The sequence below is a fragment of the Mesorhizobium sp. M0991 genome (assembly GCF_040318915.1).
Classification (GTDB): Bacteria; Pseudomonadota; Alphaproteobacteria; order Rhizobiales; family Rhizobiaceae; genus Mesorhizobium.
In genome coordinates this window covers 177,194-194,082 of the sequence record NZ_JAMYNE010000003.1, presented here as the reverse complement: position 1 = coordinate 194,082, position 16,889 = coordinate 177,194, and the positions used below count along the sequence as shown (strand labels likewise).

The following is a 16,889-nucleotide window of genomic DNA, read 5'->3' as shown; positions in this document are numbered from 1 at the left end:
ACGGAATTCCGGCGACAATTTGTCGTCCGGAGTTTCGCGTGTTTACCTCAACCACTCGTTAAGGGCAACGCGCGGGGGCCGATCGGCCGCCCGCCGTGGCATTTGTGCACCGCCTTAGAGGCGGCTCAAAGCTTTCAGCTCATGCAGGACAGCGGCGTCACGGGCCGAAACATCGGGGAATTCCGGATCTGAGCCGACATCGGCGGTGTAGCGCCAGGAGCGCGCGCATTTCACCAGGCCGCGGTCCTCCGCCTTCTCGACGACCACGGCGACGCCCTTGACGTCGTCGAGGGTAAAGCTGCCCGCCGGCGCCTTGCCGTGCACGATTACCAGATCGCTGGTGATCGCCATCTCGGCCATGTCGACATCGGCGATCGCCGCTTCGAGCACGGCATCGTCGAGGGTGACGACCGGCACCGCTTCCAGCGAAGAGCCGATGACCTTCTGCGCACGGGCGATTTCCAACGCGCCGGTGACGACACGGCGGACCTGCCGCACCTTGCGCCACTTCTCCGACAGCGCCTCGTTCTTCCAGTCCGCCGGGATCTCCGGGAACTGGTCGAGATGCAGGGAGACCGCATCCGGATGACGGTCGAGCCAAGCCTCTTCCATGGTGAAGGGCAGCATCGGCGCCAGCCATTTCACCAGGCAGTCGAAGAGATGGCGCACCACCTGGACGGAAGCCTTGCGCTTCACGCTGGAAGGCGCTTCGCAGTAAAGCGCGTCCTTGCGGATGTCGAAATAGAGCGCCGACAGCTCGACCACCATGAAGTCGAGCAGCGCGCGGGTGATGCGCTTGAATTCGAAGGCGTCGTAGCCTGAGCGTACGACTTCATCGAGTTCAGCGAGCCGGTGCAGCATCAGCCGCTCCAGCTCCGGCATCTTGTCCAGCGGCACCTCCTCGCCGTCGTCATGGGCGAGCGTGCCCAGCATCCAGCGAACCGTGTTGCGCAGCTTGCGGTAGGCGTCGATGTTGGTCTGCAGCACGTTCTTGCCGAGCCGCTGGTCTTCCCAATAGTCGGTCGTCACCACCCACAGCCGCAAGATGTCGGCGCCGGACTGCTTGATGACGTCCTGCGGCACGACGGTGTTGCCGAGCGACTTCGACATTTTCCGCCCCTCCTCATCCATGGTGAAGCCATGGGTGACGACGGTGTCGTAGGGCGCCCTGCCCCTGGTGCCGCAGCTTTCGAGCAGCGAGGAGTGGAACCAGCCGCGATGCTGGTCGGAGCCTTCGAGATAGACGTCGGCCGGCCATTTCAGGTCCGGCCGGCCTTCAAGCGTGAAGGCATGCGTCGAGCCCGAATCGAACCAGACGTCGAGGATGTCCATCACCTGCTGCCATTTCGAGGCATCGTGATTGCCGAGGAACCGCTCCTTGGCGCCGGCGGCGAACCAGGCGTCGGCGCCTTCCTTCTCAAAGGCGTCCATGATGCGCTGGTTGACCGCCTCGTCGCGCAGCACATTGCCATCGGCATCGGCAAAGACGGCGATCGGCACGCCCCAGGCGCGCTGGCGCGACAGCACCCAGTCGGGGCGCTCCTCGATCATGGCGCGGATGCGGTTCTGGCCGGCGGCGGGCACGAAGCCGGTATCGTCAATGGCCTTCAGCGCGCGGCTGCGCAGCGTCGTGCCGTCGCCAAGCTCCTTGTCCATATAGACGAACCATTGGGGCGTGTTGCGGAAGATGATTGGCTTCTTTGAGCGCCAGGAATGCGGATAGGAATGCTTCAGCCGGCCGCGCGCGAACAGCGCGTTGCGCTTGATCAGCTCGTCGATGACAGCCTGGTTGGCATTGCCCTTTTTGCCATTGTCGTCGATGACGCGCGCCGCTCCACCCTCGCGGTCCGGGCCGAAGCCCGGCGCGTCCTTGGTGAAGAAGCCGGCATCGTCGACCGTGAAGGGAATCGCAGTGTCGATACCGCGCTGGCGAAGATCAGAGGCTGCATCCATCCAGGCGTCAAAGTCTTCGCGGCCGTGTCCCGGCGCGGTGTGGACGAATCCGGTGCCCGCATCGTCGGTGACATGATCGCCGGCGAGCATCGGCACGGGAAAATCGTAGCCGCCGCCTAGAGCTTTGAGGGGATGCGAAAGCGTAAGGTTTTCAAGCTCTTCGGCGCCAACGTTGCGAAGCCGATTCAGAGTGACCTTGGCCTTCGCGGCAGCGTCGTCCGCAAGCTTCTCGGCAAAGATCAGCTTTTCGCCGGGCTGAGGACCAAAGGCGTTCTCGGCCGCCGTAACCTCGTAGAGACCATAGTTGATGCGCGGCGAGTAATTGACGGCGCGATTGCCGGGGATTGTCCACGGCGTCGTCGTCCAGATGACGACGTTGGCATCAAGCAGATCGAGCGACGTCTGCGTCAGCTTGGGATCCAAGGCTGGCTGCCCATCCTCGATGTTGATGACCTGGCGAGCGAGGCTGACGACCGGAAACTTCGCCCAGATCGTGTCCGACTCATAGTCTTGGTATTCGACCTCTGCCTCGGCCAGCGCGGTGCGCTCGACCACGCTCCACATCACTGGCTTGGAGCCGCGATAGAGCTGGCCGGACATGGCGAATTTCAGCAGCTCGCCGGCGATCCGCGCCTCGGCGTGGAAAGCCATCGTCGTATAAGGATTGTCGAAGTCGCCGACGACGCCGAGGCGCTGGAATTCGGAGCCCTGCACCTTGATCCAGTGCGCCGCAAACTCACGGCATTCCTGCCGGAACTCGTTGACCGGCACCTCGTCCTTGTTCTTGCCCTTGGCGCGGTACTGCTCCTCGATCTTCCATTCGATCGGCAGGCCGTGGCAATCCCAACCCGGCACATAGTTCGAGTCATAGCCGCGCATCTGGAACGAGCGGGTGATGACGTCCTTGAGGATCTTGTTCAGCGCATGGCCGATATGGATGTTGCCATTCGCATACGGCGGGCCGTCGTGCAGCACGTATTTTTCGCGGCCGGCTGCGTCTTCGCGCAGCTTGCGGTAAAGGTCCATATCCTGCCAGCGCTTGACCAGCAGCGGTTCCTTTTCCGGCAAACCGGCGCGCATCGGGAAATCCGTCTGCGGCAGGTAGAGCGTTTTGGAATAGTCGATCGTCTCGGTATCAGTCATTCGTCTGCCATATGCGTTGCCCGGCGGCAAAAGGGCCCGGGCGTTGAACTATCATGATCTGGAAAAAGCGCGAGAGGCCGCGCGCAAGATTCCCGGCGGCTCCGGCGGCCGTCAGGCCGCCCGGAACACCGGGCCTGTAATTCGTATCGCAGTCGCGAGAAGGCGCGAAAAGCTCGTCATGGCTGGGCTTTTAACCGACAGAGGCGATATTGCAAAGCCCGAACTCTGATGCTTCCTTGCGCTATGTGCCAATTGCGCATACATTTGCAGGCAAATGGCCTGCAGTGCCAAGGAGACGTTCATGTCGGTCGCAGCAAGGGCAATTCGCGCAACACACGACTTTTCCGTCCCTACGGACAAGATCGATCATCTGCGCAGTCTGGGTTTCAGTAGCGAAGAACTCTATCGTATCGTTGCCCCCCGCCGCACGCTGGCGCGTCGCAAGGAACATGCCGAGCCGCTTTCGCCAGCTGAATCCGACCGCGCCCTGCGCCTAGAACGCATCGCCGAGCAGGCGGATCGGGTATTCGGCAGCCATGAGAAAGCCCAGCGTTGGCTGAGAAGCGAGATCATAGCATTGGATGGTGCAAGGCCGATCGATCTCCTCGAGACAGAGACCGGCGCCCACGTCGTTTCCGAAGAGCTTATCCGCGTCGACTTTGGCATGCTTGCCTGACGATGCGCATCTGGCGCATCTCCAATTTCGCGGATCTCTCGGGTCGTGGCGGAACGCTCGTTGATGGAAGATGGAACAGGCGCGGGATGCCCATCGTCTATTGCACCGACCACCCTTCCACGGCACTGCTGGAGATATTGGTGCATGCGACGCGCGAAACCGTTCCGGAAACCTACCAGCTTATCGAAATCGACGTTCCGGACGGAATAGAAATGACCGAACCGGTTATCCATGACGGCTGGGACAAGGACATGGAATCGACACGGCGACAGGGCACGGACTTTCTCTCGGCCAATCGTTACGCGCTCATGAAAATTCCTTCGATCATAATGCGCAAAGCAAACAACTATCTGCTCAACCCGACCCATGACGATGCGTCACGCATTACGATTGCGGCCCTATACCGTTATCCGTTCGACAGCCGTTTGATCAAATGAGCCGACGCCTACCCGCTCACATCGAGAAATCGAAGCGATAGGTCGTCGACACGCCGATCATGAACTGATCCCTGGAGCCGCGCTCCTTGACCAGGCTGGAATCGGCGGCCGGGCCCATCAGGCGGGAATATTCGCCGAACAGGCTGGCCGTCATCGGCTCGGTCACCTTCCAGGTCACCGCGCCGCCGATGCCCGCCGACTTCACCCCGCCGCCGGGATGATATTCGCTGAGCCCCGAGGCCAGGGACTCCTTGGCATCAACGCCGTAATAGGCGTCGAAATAGTCCGATGAGGCGAACGAAACGCGCGGTCCGCCCGAAATCCTGACATCGGGCGTCACATCGTAAAAGGCGTCGGCGGCGATGTCGGCGACAAAGCCGTTGTGGGCGCGAATGCCGTGCCGCAATTCGGCGCGGGCACGCAGCCAATCCAAAGGATAGAATTCGAAGAAGCCGCCAGCCTCCCCGCCCCAGCGCACCGGGTCGAGACCCTTCAATTCGTCGGCGTCACCACCGTCGCGGGAAAACAGGAACTTGCCTGTCAGGCCGGCGCGGACGCCGCCATCGTCGATCAATGCCAATGAGATATTGTCGTTGCGCGACGTGAAGCGCGCCGCGGGACCAGCCTTGCCGAGCGAGATGATCGGCGAGGCGCTGAGCAGGTATTTCTTGCCGCCCTCGAAATTCGGGGCAACCATGCCGGTGGCGCCGACCGTCAGGTACCAGTCTCCGGACAGCCAGCCGAAGGTGCCCTCGCCTGCCTTGGCAACGCCGCAGGTGCCGAGCATGAATGCGGCCAAGACCGTCGGGATCGTCGGGACAGACCGCATCGTTACTCCATACGTCGAACGCGTTGGCCAATACAACCAGCCTTGACTGAAGCCATGGCGCCAGTTCGGTAAAATTTGACTTAATGTCCGTAACATTGGCGGCGTTGGCCGGCCTGTTCCGGATTGCAGCGAACTGTACTGGCGCACCAAGATCCCAGATCAAGACGTCTGGAATACGCCAGCAGTTGCCTCTGCAAGGGTTATAAATACTCGCGGACAAGCATGCCGGCGCTGTGAAGAGCGCGCCGACCGGCACTCAACCCCGCATTCCAAACCGGCCAAGCGTGAATCATATGCGGCCAAATTTCGAGACGTACTTTGACGTCAGCAGCGCCAGCGGCTTCCGCGAGCCGAGTTGCGTCCGACAACAGCGTCTCGGCCGAACCGGCTTGTATAAGCATTGGGGGAAATCCGCTCAGATCGGCGAACAAAGGCGAGATCAGCGGATCGCGCCGACTAGCACTATGGGGAACATAGGCGGCTGCCAGTTCCTCTAAATACGCCCGGTGGATGATAGGGTCGATCGCGTCCTTCGTTGATAGTGTCGCGCCGGACATCGAAAGGTCCGTCCAGGGCGAAACCAGCCAAAGACATCGCGGCAAGGGCTCGCCTGCCGCGCGCAATATACTGACCAGGCACAGGGTGAGGTTGCCGCCCGCACTGTCGCCGCCAACCACAATGCGATCCGGCGCGATCCCTTGCCGCCTCAGAAAGCGCCATGCCGTGAGTGCGTCTTCATGTTGTGCGGGGAAAGGATGTTCCGGTGCGCGTCGATAGTCGATCGCGAGGGTGCGCATTCCCATTGCCCGACCTGCCTCGGTAACCATTCGACGATGACTTTTAAGAGAGCCGGAGCAGTAGCCACCACCGTGGAAAAAGAGCAGAACCTTATTCCGGTCACTCCCAGGCGCCAGGGACCACTCGCCCGCGAGGCCATCGAAATCCACATGCTCGCATCGGATGTCCTCCGCAATCGGCCATACCGAACCGACTTCGTCGAGCCGTGCCCGGCGTTCGTCCCAGCGGACCGTTCGCGGCTTTGAGGTCAACAACCTCCGGACGGCGTTGATCTCTGTCAGATCGAGGTGTTCGTCCACATCGCCCATTTTGCTTCCCTAGTCTTGCCAAGCGTTGAAAACGGCATACAGCGGCAGCCACACGTCATCGACAAAGGGCCAATGCCAGCGCTGGAAATTTTTCGTTACACTTGCGCCATGGCGAATACACGGGACGACGGGTCGCCCGTAAACCCGCTTGTCATCTTTTAGCACTGGCCCACTCCCCGCACATGATCGAATATTCCATCTGATATTTGGCCGCTTCGGGTCAAAAGCGGAGGTCTGGCAAGCGGATCGCTCGGGAGTGTGGCGCTCACACCCTGCTCGCTTTACGAGAAGGCCTATCGGCGTTACCTTCAAAGCCGGCAAAAAAGGGCAAGTAGTCTTGAGGGAGAGGCGATGACACTGCACGGCGATGCCTTGAAAGATGCGATCAGCCAGACGCGGGCGAAATGGGGATGGTTCGTCGCGCTCGGGGTGCTGCTGCTTGTCTTCGGCGGCATCGCCTTCGGCAATCTGTTCATCGCAACCGTCGCCTCCGTCTTTGTCGTGGGCTGGCTGATGCTGATGGCCGGCGTTGTCGAAATCATCCATGCCTTCGGCGTGAAGACATGGGGCCGCTTCTTCTATTGGCTGCTCAGCGGTCTCCTCTACGCCGTCGCCGGCTTCTTCGCCTTCGACAATCCGGTCCTCGCCTCGACGGTGCTGACCTTCCTCCTGGCGGTCGCGCTGCTTGCCTCAGGCGTGCTCAGGGCTTGGGTCGGCTACAGCCACCGGCCGCAGCCGGGCTGGGGCTGGGTGGTCGCAGCCGGCATCATCAGCGCACTGGCGGGACTGGTCATCGCCATGGGCTGGCCGGTCAACAGCGTGTGGGTGCTGGGCCTGTTCCTGGCCGTCGACCTGATCTTCCAGGGCTGGACCTTCATCGCCCTTGGCCTGGCGCTGAAGAGATAAATTCTGGTTTGAGCATGATTTATCGGAAAACCGGTTCCCACTTTTTGCTTCGCTGACCTTCAGTTCGGGACGATGCTCTAAAAAGCTACGGCCGCGTCGAGCCCGGAAAGCGGCCTGACGCCGGCGAGCAGTGCCTTCGCCTCAGCCTCGTCGCGCTTCATCTGGGCGACCAGCGCGTCAAGCCCGTCGAACTTCACCTCCGAACGCAGGTAGCCGAAAAAGGACACGGCACAAATCTCGCCGTAGAGGTCGCCGGAAAAGTCGAAGACGAAGGTCTCCAGCAGCGGCGCGCCATTGTCATCGACGGTCGGCCGGCGGCCGAAGCTGGCGACGCCATCATGAAGCGAACCGTCGGCGCGGCGGAAGCGGACGGCATAAATCCCTTCCTTAAGGGTGGCTTCCGGCGAAAGCCTCATGTTTGCGGTCGGAAAACCGAGCGTCCGGCCGAGCTGCTGGCCGCCGATCACCTCCGCCTCGACGGTGAAACGGTAGCCGAGCAGGCCGGCGGCCTCGGCCACATTGCCCTCGCACAGCAGCGTGCGTATGCGGCTCGACGACACCACCTCGGCGCTTTCGTCGCGAAACGCATCGACCAGCGTGACGCCGAAGCCGTGGCGCTCGCCGGCCGCCATCAGATAGGCCGGGCCGCCCTGGCGGTCCTTGCCGAAGTGGAAATCGAAGCCGGTGACGGCGTGGCTTATGCCGAGGTTGCGCTCGAGCACGCCGGTGACGAAAGCCTCCGCCGACAAGGAGGCGAACTCGCGTGTGAACGGCTGCTCGACCAGCGCCGCAAAGCCCAGATGCGACAACAGCCGCGCCTTCATCGGCGGCGGCGTCAGCACGAACAGCGGCATGTCCGGCCTGAACACCTTTCGCGGATGCGGCACGAAGGTCAGCACCAGGGCAGGTACGCCGCGACGCTCCGCTTCGGCGCGCGCACGTTCGAGCACCGCCTGGTGGCCGCGGTGGACGCCGTCGAAATTGCCGATCGCCACCACGCCGCCGCGCAGATGGGCCGGCAGCGGTGCGGTTGCGGAAATGCGTTCGAACATGGCCGTCATGGCTTGAACCTATTGCAGCCTGGGAATCACTGCGACCGGCCTGTAGCCGTATTTTTCCAGGAAGGCGGCGAGCCTGGCCGGATCCGGCTGCAGCGCTTCACCGTAATCGCGGGCATGGATGCCGCCCGATACGTAAAGCACGTCGAAGCCATTGTCGGCCGCGCCCTTGATGTCGGTCATCATGCCGTCGCCGATGGCCAGAACTTGTGAACGCTCGACCGGGCGGCCGAGAATGTCGGCGATCTCCTTCATGGCGACGTCATAGACCGGCGCATAAGGTTTCCCGGCGATCAGCGTGCGCCCGCCAAGCTGTGCGTATTCGCGGGCCAAAGCGCCTGCGCACCAGATCATGCGTTCGCCGCGCTCGACGACGATGTCGGGATTGGCGCAGATGAAGGGCAGGTTTCTGGCACGCAGCCTCTGCAGAAGATCGGCATAATCTTCCGGCTTCTCCACCTCGTCGTCGAACAGGCCGGTGCAGACCACACCGGATGCTTCGAACTCCTCGACGAGTTCGACGTCGAGGCCCTCATAGAGCGTGAAATCCCGATCGGCGCCGATATGGAAGATCTTTCGCGGCCCTTCGGCGATCAGGTCGCGTGTAACGTCGCCGGACGTCACGACAAGGTCGTAGGCGGCGGGAGGAACGCCGATGGCGTTCATCTGCGCCACCACGTCGGCGCTGCGGCGCGGCGAATTGGTGATCAGCACGACAGGTATTTTCGCCGCGCGAGCAGTGATCAGCGCGGCAGCCGCCGCGGGGAAATGCCATTCGCCATTGTGCACCACGCCCCAGACGTCGCACAGGATGGCTGAATAGGCTCCCGACAGGTCTGTGAGCGAACCGATGATGTCGGGCGAATCCGCCATGCCGTTGTCCTTGTATCATGATGGTTGCAAGCGCCGCGACCGACGGTCCGTAGCGGCCGGCCCGGATTAGCCGAAGCGCTTCGCCATGTCACCAGCTTTCGTTGTGTCCGCACGATTGTCGCACGGGACACATCGTCGGCTGAAGGCGATGGGATTGGCGACTAAGGCAGGGGGCCCGGCGCGCTGGCGCAAAGGCTCCTGCCCTCATGCCCTTGCGGGTGATGGAAGCGTGTGGTGAGTGTCCCCACCCGGAGATGCGCTCTTGCCTGAACCCGCCAACCACTTTGCCTTCGCGCTGGTCTGCCTCGGCATGGTGCTGACGCCCGGCCCGAACATGATCTATCTGATCTCGCGCTCGCTGTCGCAAGGGCCGAAAGCCGGGCTGATCTCGCTGGGCGGCGTGGCGCTCGGTTTTTTGTTCTACGTGCTGTCGGCGGCGTTCGGCATCACCGCGCTGCTGCTCGCCGTGCCCTTTGCCTATGACGTGCTGCGCCTTGCCGGCGCGCTCTATTTACTGTGGCTCGCCTGGCAGACGGTGAAGCCCGGCGGGCGCTCGCCCTTCCAGATCCGCGAGCTGCCGAAAGACAGACCGCGCAAGCTGTTCGCCATGGGGCTGATGACCAACCTGCTCAAGCCGAAGGTGGCAGTGCTCTATCTGTCGCTGCTGCCGCAATTCATCAGCCCGGCAAGGGCCACGTGCTGTCGCAGCTTCTGGTGCTCGGTGCCACGCAGGTCGCGATCAGCCTGACCGTCAATGCCATCATCGCGGTGACGGCCGGCTCGATCGCCGTTTTCCTCGCCGGGCGGCCCTTATGGATTGTGATCCAGCGCTGGATGATGGGCACGGTGCTGACCGCGCTGGCCGTCAAGATGGCAACCGACGCGCAACGCTGATCGGTCCTACATCGGCCGCCTGACCTGCTGTGCCCGCTCCGGTTCGACCACCCTGCGGTAAAGATGCCAGGTCGCGTGGCCAAGGATGGGCATGACAACGGCAAGCCCGGCAAATAGCGGGATCGAGCCGATGACCAGGAGCACGGCGACCATCAGGCCCCACAGCGCCATCTGCAGCGGGTTTGTCATAACTGCCCTTGCCGACGTCTCGACTGCCGAGACCGCGCCGACGTCACGATCGAGCAGCAGCGGAAAGGCGACGACAGTCGTCGCCAGCACGATCGCGGCGAACGCGAACCCGGCCAGGTTGCCGAGCAGAATCAGCATCCAGCCCTTGCTGGTCGTCAGCACCTCGCGAATAAAGCCGATAATAGAGGCCGGAGGCTGATTGCCGTACAGGCTGGTGTAGATCGATTGCGCGGTGAACAGCCAGAGCAGGAACAGTACCACCAGCATGATACCGATGACCGCAATCGCGGGCAGCGCCGGGGAGTGGCGCACGTCGAGCGCATGCCACCAGGATGTATCCATGCCGAACTCGCGCCGGCGGCTGATTTCGTAAAGGCCGATAGCAGCGAACGGACCGACCAAAGCGAAGCCGGACATCAGCGGATAGATGAGCTGGATGGCGTTCGAGCCCGACGTCCACTGCGTCAGGATCAGGCCGACCACCGGATAGATCAGGCACAGGAACACGTAGTGCGACGGCTTGGCCCAGAAATCCTCTACGCCGAGACGGAGCGCATCGAGCAGATCCTCGGTGCTGATGCGGCGCACCGTGGGCTGTACATGCATTCCACCTGCGTCCGCCATGACATGAAAGCCGGCCATAACCTTTCTCCCGTGTGTCGGGGCGGTCACCGCCAGGATGGCCGCCCGCAGCTGCCACTTCAAGAACGGCGATATGATATCCGATCTCGGCACGCTTGTCGCGACCGCCCGGCGCCGGGGCGCCGGGCGGCTGAACGAACAGATTAGGCCGCGAAGCGATCGATCACCTCGGCCAGCGGCACGTGACCGAGGCAAGCGCCGGACCCGGCGGGCTTTTCGCCAGCTTCGACAGCGAGCGCGTATCGCACGGCCGGATCAGCTTCGATGCGGCGGCGTAGCGCCGCCAGCTTGGGATAAGCCGTGCCGTCGACCGCCTGGTGGAACTCCGCCCAGCGCGCCACGCCGATCAACGTGGTATCGGCAAGCGTCAGCCGGCCGCCGACCAGAAAGTCCGTGTCGAGGATCATCGCCTCAAGCTGATCATGGCGGTTGGTAACGACCTTGCGGCCAAAGTCACGCAAGGTTGCCAGCAGCACCGGATCGGCCGACTCCATTTCATATGCAGCCCAGAGCGGGGTGAAAGCGGCGGTGAAACCGGTGTTCACGAAAGCCATCAGCTGATGCATCCGGTCGGCTTCTGGCGAGCGGGGCTCGAAGCTGATACGGCGTTGCGTGTCGCGGGCTTCGAGCCAAGCGGCAATCGCCATGGTCTCGGTGAGCACCCTGCCCTCGTCCGTGATCAGCACCGGCGTTTCCTGACGGCCGTTGATGCTGGCATAGGCATCGTTCTTCATCTCAGTGAGCATGTCGACACGACACAGGCGGTAGGGTTGTCCGACGCGTTCAAATGCAGCGACAAGCCCCATCGAACTTCCCAGCGGGAAGCCGTAAAGGAGGATAGGTTCCATTTCTTTGTCTCTTCCATGATTTAGGGATTACGCTGCGCAGCGAAACTTGACCCTAAACGCTGGTCGCCCCATGTAAATTACGCACTATTCTGTAACCAGGTTCCCGCCATGAAAGATGTCGTCTCTCGCTGCCCGATCGAAGAGACAATGCGTGTGCTCAGCGGTCGCTGGCCCACCTTGCTGCTCTACTATCTCAAGGATGGTACCAAGCGCTTCAGCGACCTGAGGCGTGACAACCCGACAGTGTCGCACCGCATCCTGGCGCTCGAACTGCGCAAGCTGGAGGAAGCCGGGATCGTGCGGCGAACGGCGCATGCCGGCTATCCGCTACGCGTGGATTACGACCTCACGGAGCCCGGGCTCAAGCTTGTGCCGCTCATCGACGCCCTGGGCGACTGGTGGGAACATACCGAGGACGACCGGGCCGGCCGGGCTACATCGACGCCGGAAACGAGTCTGGACACAGCCGCCTAGCCGGTGGTGAAAATCGGACGCTTGCCACCCGAGGCTGGACAGCCGCTTTGGGTCGGATCCGGGCCGAATACCGAAATGCACCGGCAGCGCCAGAAGCTCATTGCCGAGCAGATACTCTAACGTCGCATTTTGGGCCGCAAGCGGACTGGCCGCTTTTAGGTCCTTGGACCATCGAGCCGGCCTCAGTTCGGATCTGCCGACGTTGCTTTCGACCGGCCCTGTGACCACGGCGGCTTCCACCGGATCGCCAGAAAAGCGAGGCAAGCGAGGGAAGGCAGCGTCAAGTTCGAGCCAGAGATTAAGAAGAACGGAGCCATCGCCGCATAGGCGTCTGCCTCCGTGGGTATGGACGGATTCACTCATGCGCAATATGAATGACGATGAGGCTGCCGTGGCGCTCACATTTTCGCCGCGTCGCTAAGGCGGGTGGCGCTCGTTCAATGCCGCTGCGCGGGGCGGGTTGGCCTTCTGGTCTAACGCCGCCCGCAGAAGTGTCGATATCAGGGGATCTGGTCAATGACCGACAACAAGCCAGACGTTACCAAGGATTGGCAAGCGACGCAGGGCCAGAAGTCCTCCGCCACGCGTCTTCGCCTTTTCGCCGCACTCTCGTGGATCGTCGCCATTGGCGGCGAGATCTACGGAATTATGCTGCTTCGCCAGAACAAGTTCGACCAGGGACACCTGCCGCTGATCATCGGCCTTCTGGTCGGCATCGCGATTTTCGCAATCGCCGGCAACTTGCTGTGGAAGGCGGCCAACAGGCACGATCCGGCCCGTGCATCCGACGCGGCCAGGTTCTTCTTCCAAAACCAGCTCGGCGCAATCATCACGCTGATTGCCTTCCTCCCGCTGGTTTTCCTGATCCTCACCGACAAAAACATGGATCCGCGGACCAAGAAGATTGCCGGCGGTGTCGGCGCTGCGCTGGCCGTGCTCGCGACGGTCACGGGGATCAGTTTCAAACCCCCGTCGGTCGAACAGTACACCCAGGATATGAACGCATGCGCAGCCCAGATCAAGTCGGGGCAGCCCACCACCGCCTGTTCGCCCGATGTCGCCGTTCAGGCGCAGGCGATCGCGACGGACACCGCCGCGGTGGCGGCGGCGACGAAGAACGCGAGCCACCCCGCCGGTCAGGATGTCGTCTACTGGATCGCGCCCGAAAACGGAGCCGCGAAGTCCGCCGAGCCGCATGTTTTCCACCTCTGCGCAGGCGTGAGTCCGCTGAAGGACAAGACCGTGAATAGTGGCTCCGTGACGGAGGCCTATGCACAGAACGCCATTCGCATCACGAAGCAGATCGATATGGAACAGAAGCAGTGCGGGTTCACCGCCACAACCAGCACCAACTGAACCCGCCTGCGCTCGCCCCCGCACTAGCGCCTTGGATCAGTGGGGGCGTCGTCAGCGGAGCTCGGCCCTTTTGTTGCGCTGCGGGTCGGCTTGCGCGAGATTCTGGTCCCCTGCCCGGCAAAAGCCATGATCACCGCTATGTCAGGCGGGAATGACCGTTGCGAAAATCGAAAATGATGAAGGCAAACCTGGCCTAAACAGGCGCATGCTGCTCAGAGCTGCCGGCCTTGGCGCCGTTGCCGGGCTCGTCGCCTGCGCCACCGCCGTGCTGCCCACCGGTGAAGGCGCCGGTGTCTCTGCTTCCGCCGCCGGCACCCTGACCGGCATTCGAGCCTCAGCCGGTCTTGGACCGCTTGTCCCCGATGCGCGGCTCGAGCAGGCGGCGCTGCAGCAGGCCGGCTACATGGCGCGCGGCGGCCGAATGAACCACACCACCGGCTGGGGCAAGGACTTTGCCTCGCGCGTCAAAGACAACGGCATTGCCGGCGCTGCTGCCGAAAACATAGCCGAAGGCCGCTTCGACCAGCAGAAGCTTTTCGATATCTGGGTACATTCGCCAGGCCACCGCCGCAACATGCTCGACCCGCGCTTCACCCGCTTCGGCCTCGCTTATGTACGCGACGGCCGCGACAGCACGCTTCGCTACTGGTGCCTTGTGCTCGGTAGATAAGCTTGCGCCATTGATCGGCGGAGGCCCTGCCGGATGACCGACCCGTCAGTCTTTGCGGCCGCCGAGCAATTCCTCGATGTCCTGCGCGCAAACCGGTTTGCTGAAATGATAGCCCTGCATTTCGTCGCAATTGTTCCTGCGCAGGAAGGCAACCTGATCATCTGTCTCAACGCCCTCGGCGATGACCCTCAGGTTGAGATTTTGCCCCAATGAAATCACCGCGCTGGCCACAGCCTGGTCGTTCTCGTCGGCGGCAAGATCGTTGATGAAGGACTTGTCGATCTTCAGCCGCGCCACGGGAAAGGTCTTGAGTGCGCTGAGGCTAGAATAGCCTGTGCCGAAATCATCGATTGAGATCTGGACACCCAGGCTTTGCAGGGCGTTCATGGTCGCGACGGCGAGCTCGATATCCTGCATGATAAGGCTCTCGGTCACCTCCAGCTCGAGATACCTGGCCTCCAGGCCGCTGTCCTTCAGCGCGCTGACGATGCGATCGATCAGGTTGCGTTCCCTGAATTGCCGCGGCGACACATTCACGCAAACGGTCAAGGGCGGCAGCCCTGCGTCTTGCCAGGCTTTGTTCTGCCGGCACGCCTCATTCAGAACCCAGTCGCCGATCGGTACGATCAGACCTGTCTCCTCGGCGGTCGGGATGAACATCGTCGGCATTACCGTGCCAAGCGTTGGATGGTTCCAGCGTATCAATGCCTCGACGCAAAAACCCGACCTGATCGAAGGTCCACCTGCGGCTGGTAGAGCAGCGTGAATTCCGAACGCGCCAAGGCGTTTCGCAACTCTTCCTGAAGCACGAATTTTTCATGCGCCCTGGTGTTGAACTCGGGAGCGTAAAACTGGAAATTGTCGCGGCCGAACTCCTTGGCGCGATACATCGCCGCGTCGGCATTTGCCAGCAGCGTATCGGGATCCGTCCCATCCTTGGGATAGTTGGCAATGCCGATGCTGGCCGTCGCCCGTACAAGATGCGCTCCGAGCTGAACTGGCTCGGCGAGTGCAGCCCTGAGCTTTTGCAAGGTCTCGGAGACGAGATCGACGTTCGCCGGCTGGTCGAAAAGCACGACGACGAATTCGTCGCCGCCAAGCCGCACGACGGTATCGGTCGCCCGGACGCAGTCGACCATGCGACTTGCGACGATCTTCAGAAGCTCGTCGCCGGCATTGTGGCCGAGCGTGTCGTTGACGAATTTGAAATTGTCCAGATCGATGAACACCACCGTCACCCAGCGATCGTATCGCTGGGCGTACAAGACGGCCTGCGAAAGCCGGTCCTCGAGCAAGGCGCGATTGGGAAGCCCGGTCAGCACGTCATGATTGGCCATGAAGTGGATCCGGTCTTCGGCCTGTTTGCGTTCGATGGCGATCCCGGCGATGCGCGTGGTGAAATCGATCAGGCGGGTCTCGGCCTCGGTCGGTTCGCGCACCGTCATCGAATACATCGCAAAGACGCCAAGCACGACGCCCTGATGCGACAGGATCGGGGTCGACCAGCATGAACGCAAACCGTGCGGCCGCACGAGTTCGCGATAATCCTGCCAAAGCGGATCCTGCATGATGTCAGCGACGATCACCGGTTCGCGCCGATAGACTGCGGTTCCGCAAGACCCTGCCTTGGGTCCGACCGCGGCGCCGTCGACGGCGTCGGTGTAGTCTCTCGCCAGGCTCGGCGCAGCGGCGTGGCGCAAATGGGTGCCATCCTTGTCGAGCAGCAAGACCGAACCGAATATCCCCGCCAGTTGGGATTCGACCAGATGCATGAGCCGCTCGAGCACGTCGTCGAGGGGAGCACTCTTTGCGATCATCTCGAGGATATGCGCCTGCCCGTCGCGCAGGATTTCGGCCTGCTTGCGCGCAGTGATGTCGCGGGCAATGCCGACGAGGCCAAAAATGTTGTTTTGAACGTTGCGCAACGGCAGTTTCGTAGACAGGAACCATTTGCCGGTGCCTGACGCATCGACGACGAACTCCTCCTCGTCGATCATCGGTTGTCCATCGCGCATCAGTTGCTGCTCGATGAGGCGAAATTTCTGCGCAAGTTCCGGCGCATGAAGGTCGAAGTCGCTCAGACCGATCATGTCGCTCGTGCTGTCTCGACCGCTGTCGGACGCAATGGCTCGGTTGGCGACGACGAAGCGGCTTTCGGTGTCCTTCACCCACATGTAGTCAGGCACCAGGTCGATCAGCGTCTGCAACGAGATACGCTCGTCGACGACCAAGCGGTTGGCGCTGAGCTCGCTGATGTCCTCGTGCGTGGCCACCCAGCCGCCGTCGGGCATCGGCTGGTGGCAAACCTGAATTGTCCGGCCGTCGGCGAGCACGGCTGACCAGTTTCTCGAAGCCGTGCCGGAATTGACTGCCCGGGCCAACGGCAGATAGGCGTCCGCTTTCATCGGCGAGGTCCCGACAGCGACGCGACGTTCGACGATTTCGCGCAGAGCCAGGCCCGGCTGCAACTGCTCCGGCGCAAGGCGATAGATTTCCGCATAGCGGCGGTTGCACAGGATCAGCCGTTCATCGGCGTCAAAAAAGCAGATGCCTTGCGAGATGTTCTCGATCGCGGTCTGGAACCGCAGCGCCTGGTCCTGAAGTGCCGCAATCGTGGCGCGAAGCTCGCGCTCGAGGGCCTCATATGAGGCAGTCGCCAGTTGTGCCAGAGTCGTCAAATTGGCGGATTCGGGCGCTTCGGCGGTTTGCCTGGATGATTTCGTGGCCAAACACAATTCCTCCCGCTGATGCTTGAGGCAAGCAAAGGAGGCTCGCCTTTAACCCAAAAGCGACTGCATATTGGTCCGGATATACTAATGGCAGGTGAACCGGCTC

The 16,889-nt window shown here is 62.2% G+C and carries 15 protein-coding genes and 1 pseudogene; 7 read left to right on the top strand and 9 right to left on the bottom strand.

Going from position 1 to position 16,889, the window contains the following annotated elements; all coding sequences use genetic code 11:
- Positions 1-114: 114 nt before the first annotated feature.
- On the bottom strand, positions 115-3,096 hold the full coding sequence (ileS, locus tag NKH70_RS06730) for an isoleucine--tRNA ligase (RefSeq protein WP_353024995.1): 2,982 nt from the start codon (positions 3,094-3,096) through the stop codon (positions 115-117).
- Between the two features lie 301 nt (positions 3,097-3,397).
- Here ileS and NKH70_RS06725 point away from each other — a divergent pair, with 301 nt between their 5' ends.
- A complete protein-coding gene (locus tag NKH70_RS06725; RefSeq protein WP_353024994.1) occupies positions 3,398-3,772 on the top strand; it encodes an Xre family toxin-antitoxin system antitoxin in 375 nt (124 codons plus the stop codon).
- A 2-nt stretch (positions 3,773-3,774) separates the two neighbouring features.
- Entirely contained in the window at positions 3,775-4,209 is a 435-nt protein-coding gene (locus NKH70_RS06720; protein WP_352911216.1) for an RES family NAD+ phosphorylase, read from the top strand.
- Between the two features lie 16 nt (positions 4,210-4,225).
- On the opposite strand, the gene NKH70_RS06715 is transcribed toward NKH70_RS06720, so the two are convergent.
- Entirely contained in the window at positions 4,226-5,038 is an 813-nt protein-coding gene (locus tag NKH70_RS06715; protein WP_352911219.1) for a MipA/OmpV family protein, read from the bottom strand.
- 200 nt (positions 5,039-5,238) lie between these two features.
- Positions 5,239-6,144, bottom strand: coding sequence for an alpha/beta hydrolase (locus NKH70_RS06710; RefSeq protein ID WP_353015992.1), 906 nt, complete (start codon positions 6,142-6,144; stop codon positions 5,239-5,241).
- Between the two features lie 351 nt (positions 6,145-6,495).
- On the opposite strand from NKH70_RS06710, the gene NKH70_RS06705 reads away from it, so the two are divergent.
- Complete coding sequence (locus tag NKH70_RS06705; RefSeq protein WP_352911224.1) at positions 6,496-7,050, top strand: HdeD family acid-resistance protein; 555 nt, start codon at positions 6,496-6,498, stop codon at positions 7,048-7,050.
- A 77-nt stretch (positions 7,051-7,127) separates the two neighbouring features.
- Here NKH70_RS06705 and NKH70_RS06700 read toward each other — a convergent pair whose 3' ends face one another.
- Both NKH70_RS06700 and NKH70_RS06695 read right to left on the bottom strand, forming a co-directional pair.
- Positions 7,128-8,111 (bottom strand): bifunctional riboflavin kinase/FAD synthetase, encoded by a 984-nt coding sequence (locus tag NKH70_RS06700; RefSeq protein ID WP_352911227.1) that lies wholly within the window; start codon positions 8,109-8,111, stop codon positions 7,128-7,130.
- 9 nt (positions 8,112-8,120) lie between these two features.
- Complete coding sequence (locus NKH70_RS06695; protein ID WP_352911229.1) at positions 8,121-8,981, bottom strand: TIGR01459 family HAD-type hydrolase; 861 nt, start codon at positions 8,979-8,981, stop codon at positions 8,121-8,123.
- 262 nt (positions 8,982-9,243) lie between these two features.
- On the opposite strand from NKH70_RS06695, the pseudogene NKH70_RS06690 reads away from it, so the two are divergent.
- A pseudogene (locus tag NKH70_RS06690) lies at positions 9,244-9,875 on the top strand (LysE family translocator).
- Positions 9,876-9,881: 6 nt separating this feature from the next.
- Here the strand turns inward: NKH70_RS06690 and NKH70_RS06685 are convergent.
- Both NKH70_RS06685 and NKH70_RS06680 read right to left on the bottom strand, forming a co-directional pair.
- The gene (locus tag NKH70_RS06685) at positions 9,882-10,706 is read right to left on the bottom strand and encodes a DUF2189 domain-containing protein (RefSeq protein ID WP_353024993.1); all 825 of its coding nucleotides are present in this window, start codon (positions 10,704-10,706) and stop codon (positions 9,882-9,884) included.
- 143 nt (positions 10,707-10,849) lie between these two features.
- The gene (locus tag NKH70_RS06680; RefSeq protein ID WP_352911234.1) at positions 10,850-11,554 is read right to left on the bottom strand and encodes a glutathione S-transferase family protein; all 705 of its coding nucleotides are present in this window, start codon (positions 11,552-11,554) and stop codon (positions 10,850-10,852) included.
- A gap of 108 nt (positions 11,555-11,662) precedes the next feature.
- Here NKH70_RS06680 and NKH70_RS06675 point away from each other — a divergent pair, with 108 nt between their 5' ends.
- The 3 genes from NKH70_RS06675 to NKH70_RS06665 all read left to right on the top strand — a co-directional run bounded on the left by NKH70_RS06675 (position 11,663) and on the right by NKH70_RS06665 (position 14,054).
- Complete coding sequence (locus NKH70_RS06675; protein ID WP_352911237.1) at positions 11,663-12,028, top strand: winged helix-turn-helix transcriptional regulator; 366 nt, start codon at positions 11,663-11,665, stop codon at positions 12,026-12,028.
- Between the two features lie 516 nt (positions 12,029-12,544).
- Positions 12,545-13,384: a hypothetical protein gene (locus tag NKH70_RS06670; protein ID WP_352911239.1), complete on the top strand. Its 840-nt coding sequence runs from the start codon at positions 12,545-12,547 to the stop codon at positions 13,382-13,384.
- A 151-nt stretch (positions 13,385-13,535) separates the two neighbouring features.
- A complete protein-coding gene (locus tag NKH70_RS06665) occupies positions 13,536-14,054 on the top strand; it encodes a CAP domain-containing protein (RefSeq protein ID WP_352911241.1) in 519 nt (172 codons plus the stop codon).
- 45 nt (positions 14,055-14,099) lie between these two features.
- Here the strand turns inward: NKH70_RS06665 and NKH70_RS06660 are convergent, their stop codons facing one another.
- Positions 14,100-14,723, bottom strand: coding sequence for a putative bifunctional diguanylate cyclase/phosphodiesterase (locus NKH70_RS06660; RefSeq protein WP_353024992.1), 624 nt, complete (start codon positions 14,721-14,723; stop codon positions 14,100-14,102).
- Between the two features lie 32 nt (positions 14,724-14,755).
- Positions 14,756-16,783: a diguanylate cyclase domain-containing protein gene (locus tag NKH70_RS06655; protein WP_353024990.1), complete on the bottom strand. Its 2,028-nt coding sequence runs from the start codon at positions 16,781-16,783 to the stop codon at positions 14,756-14,758.
- Between the last annotated feature and the right edge of the window lie 106 nt (positions 16,784-16,889).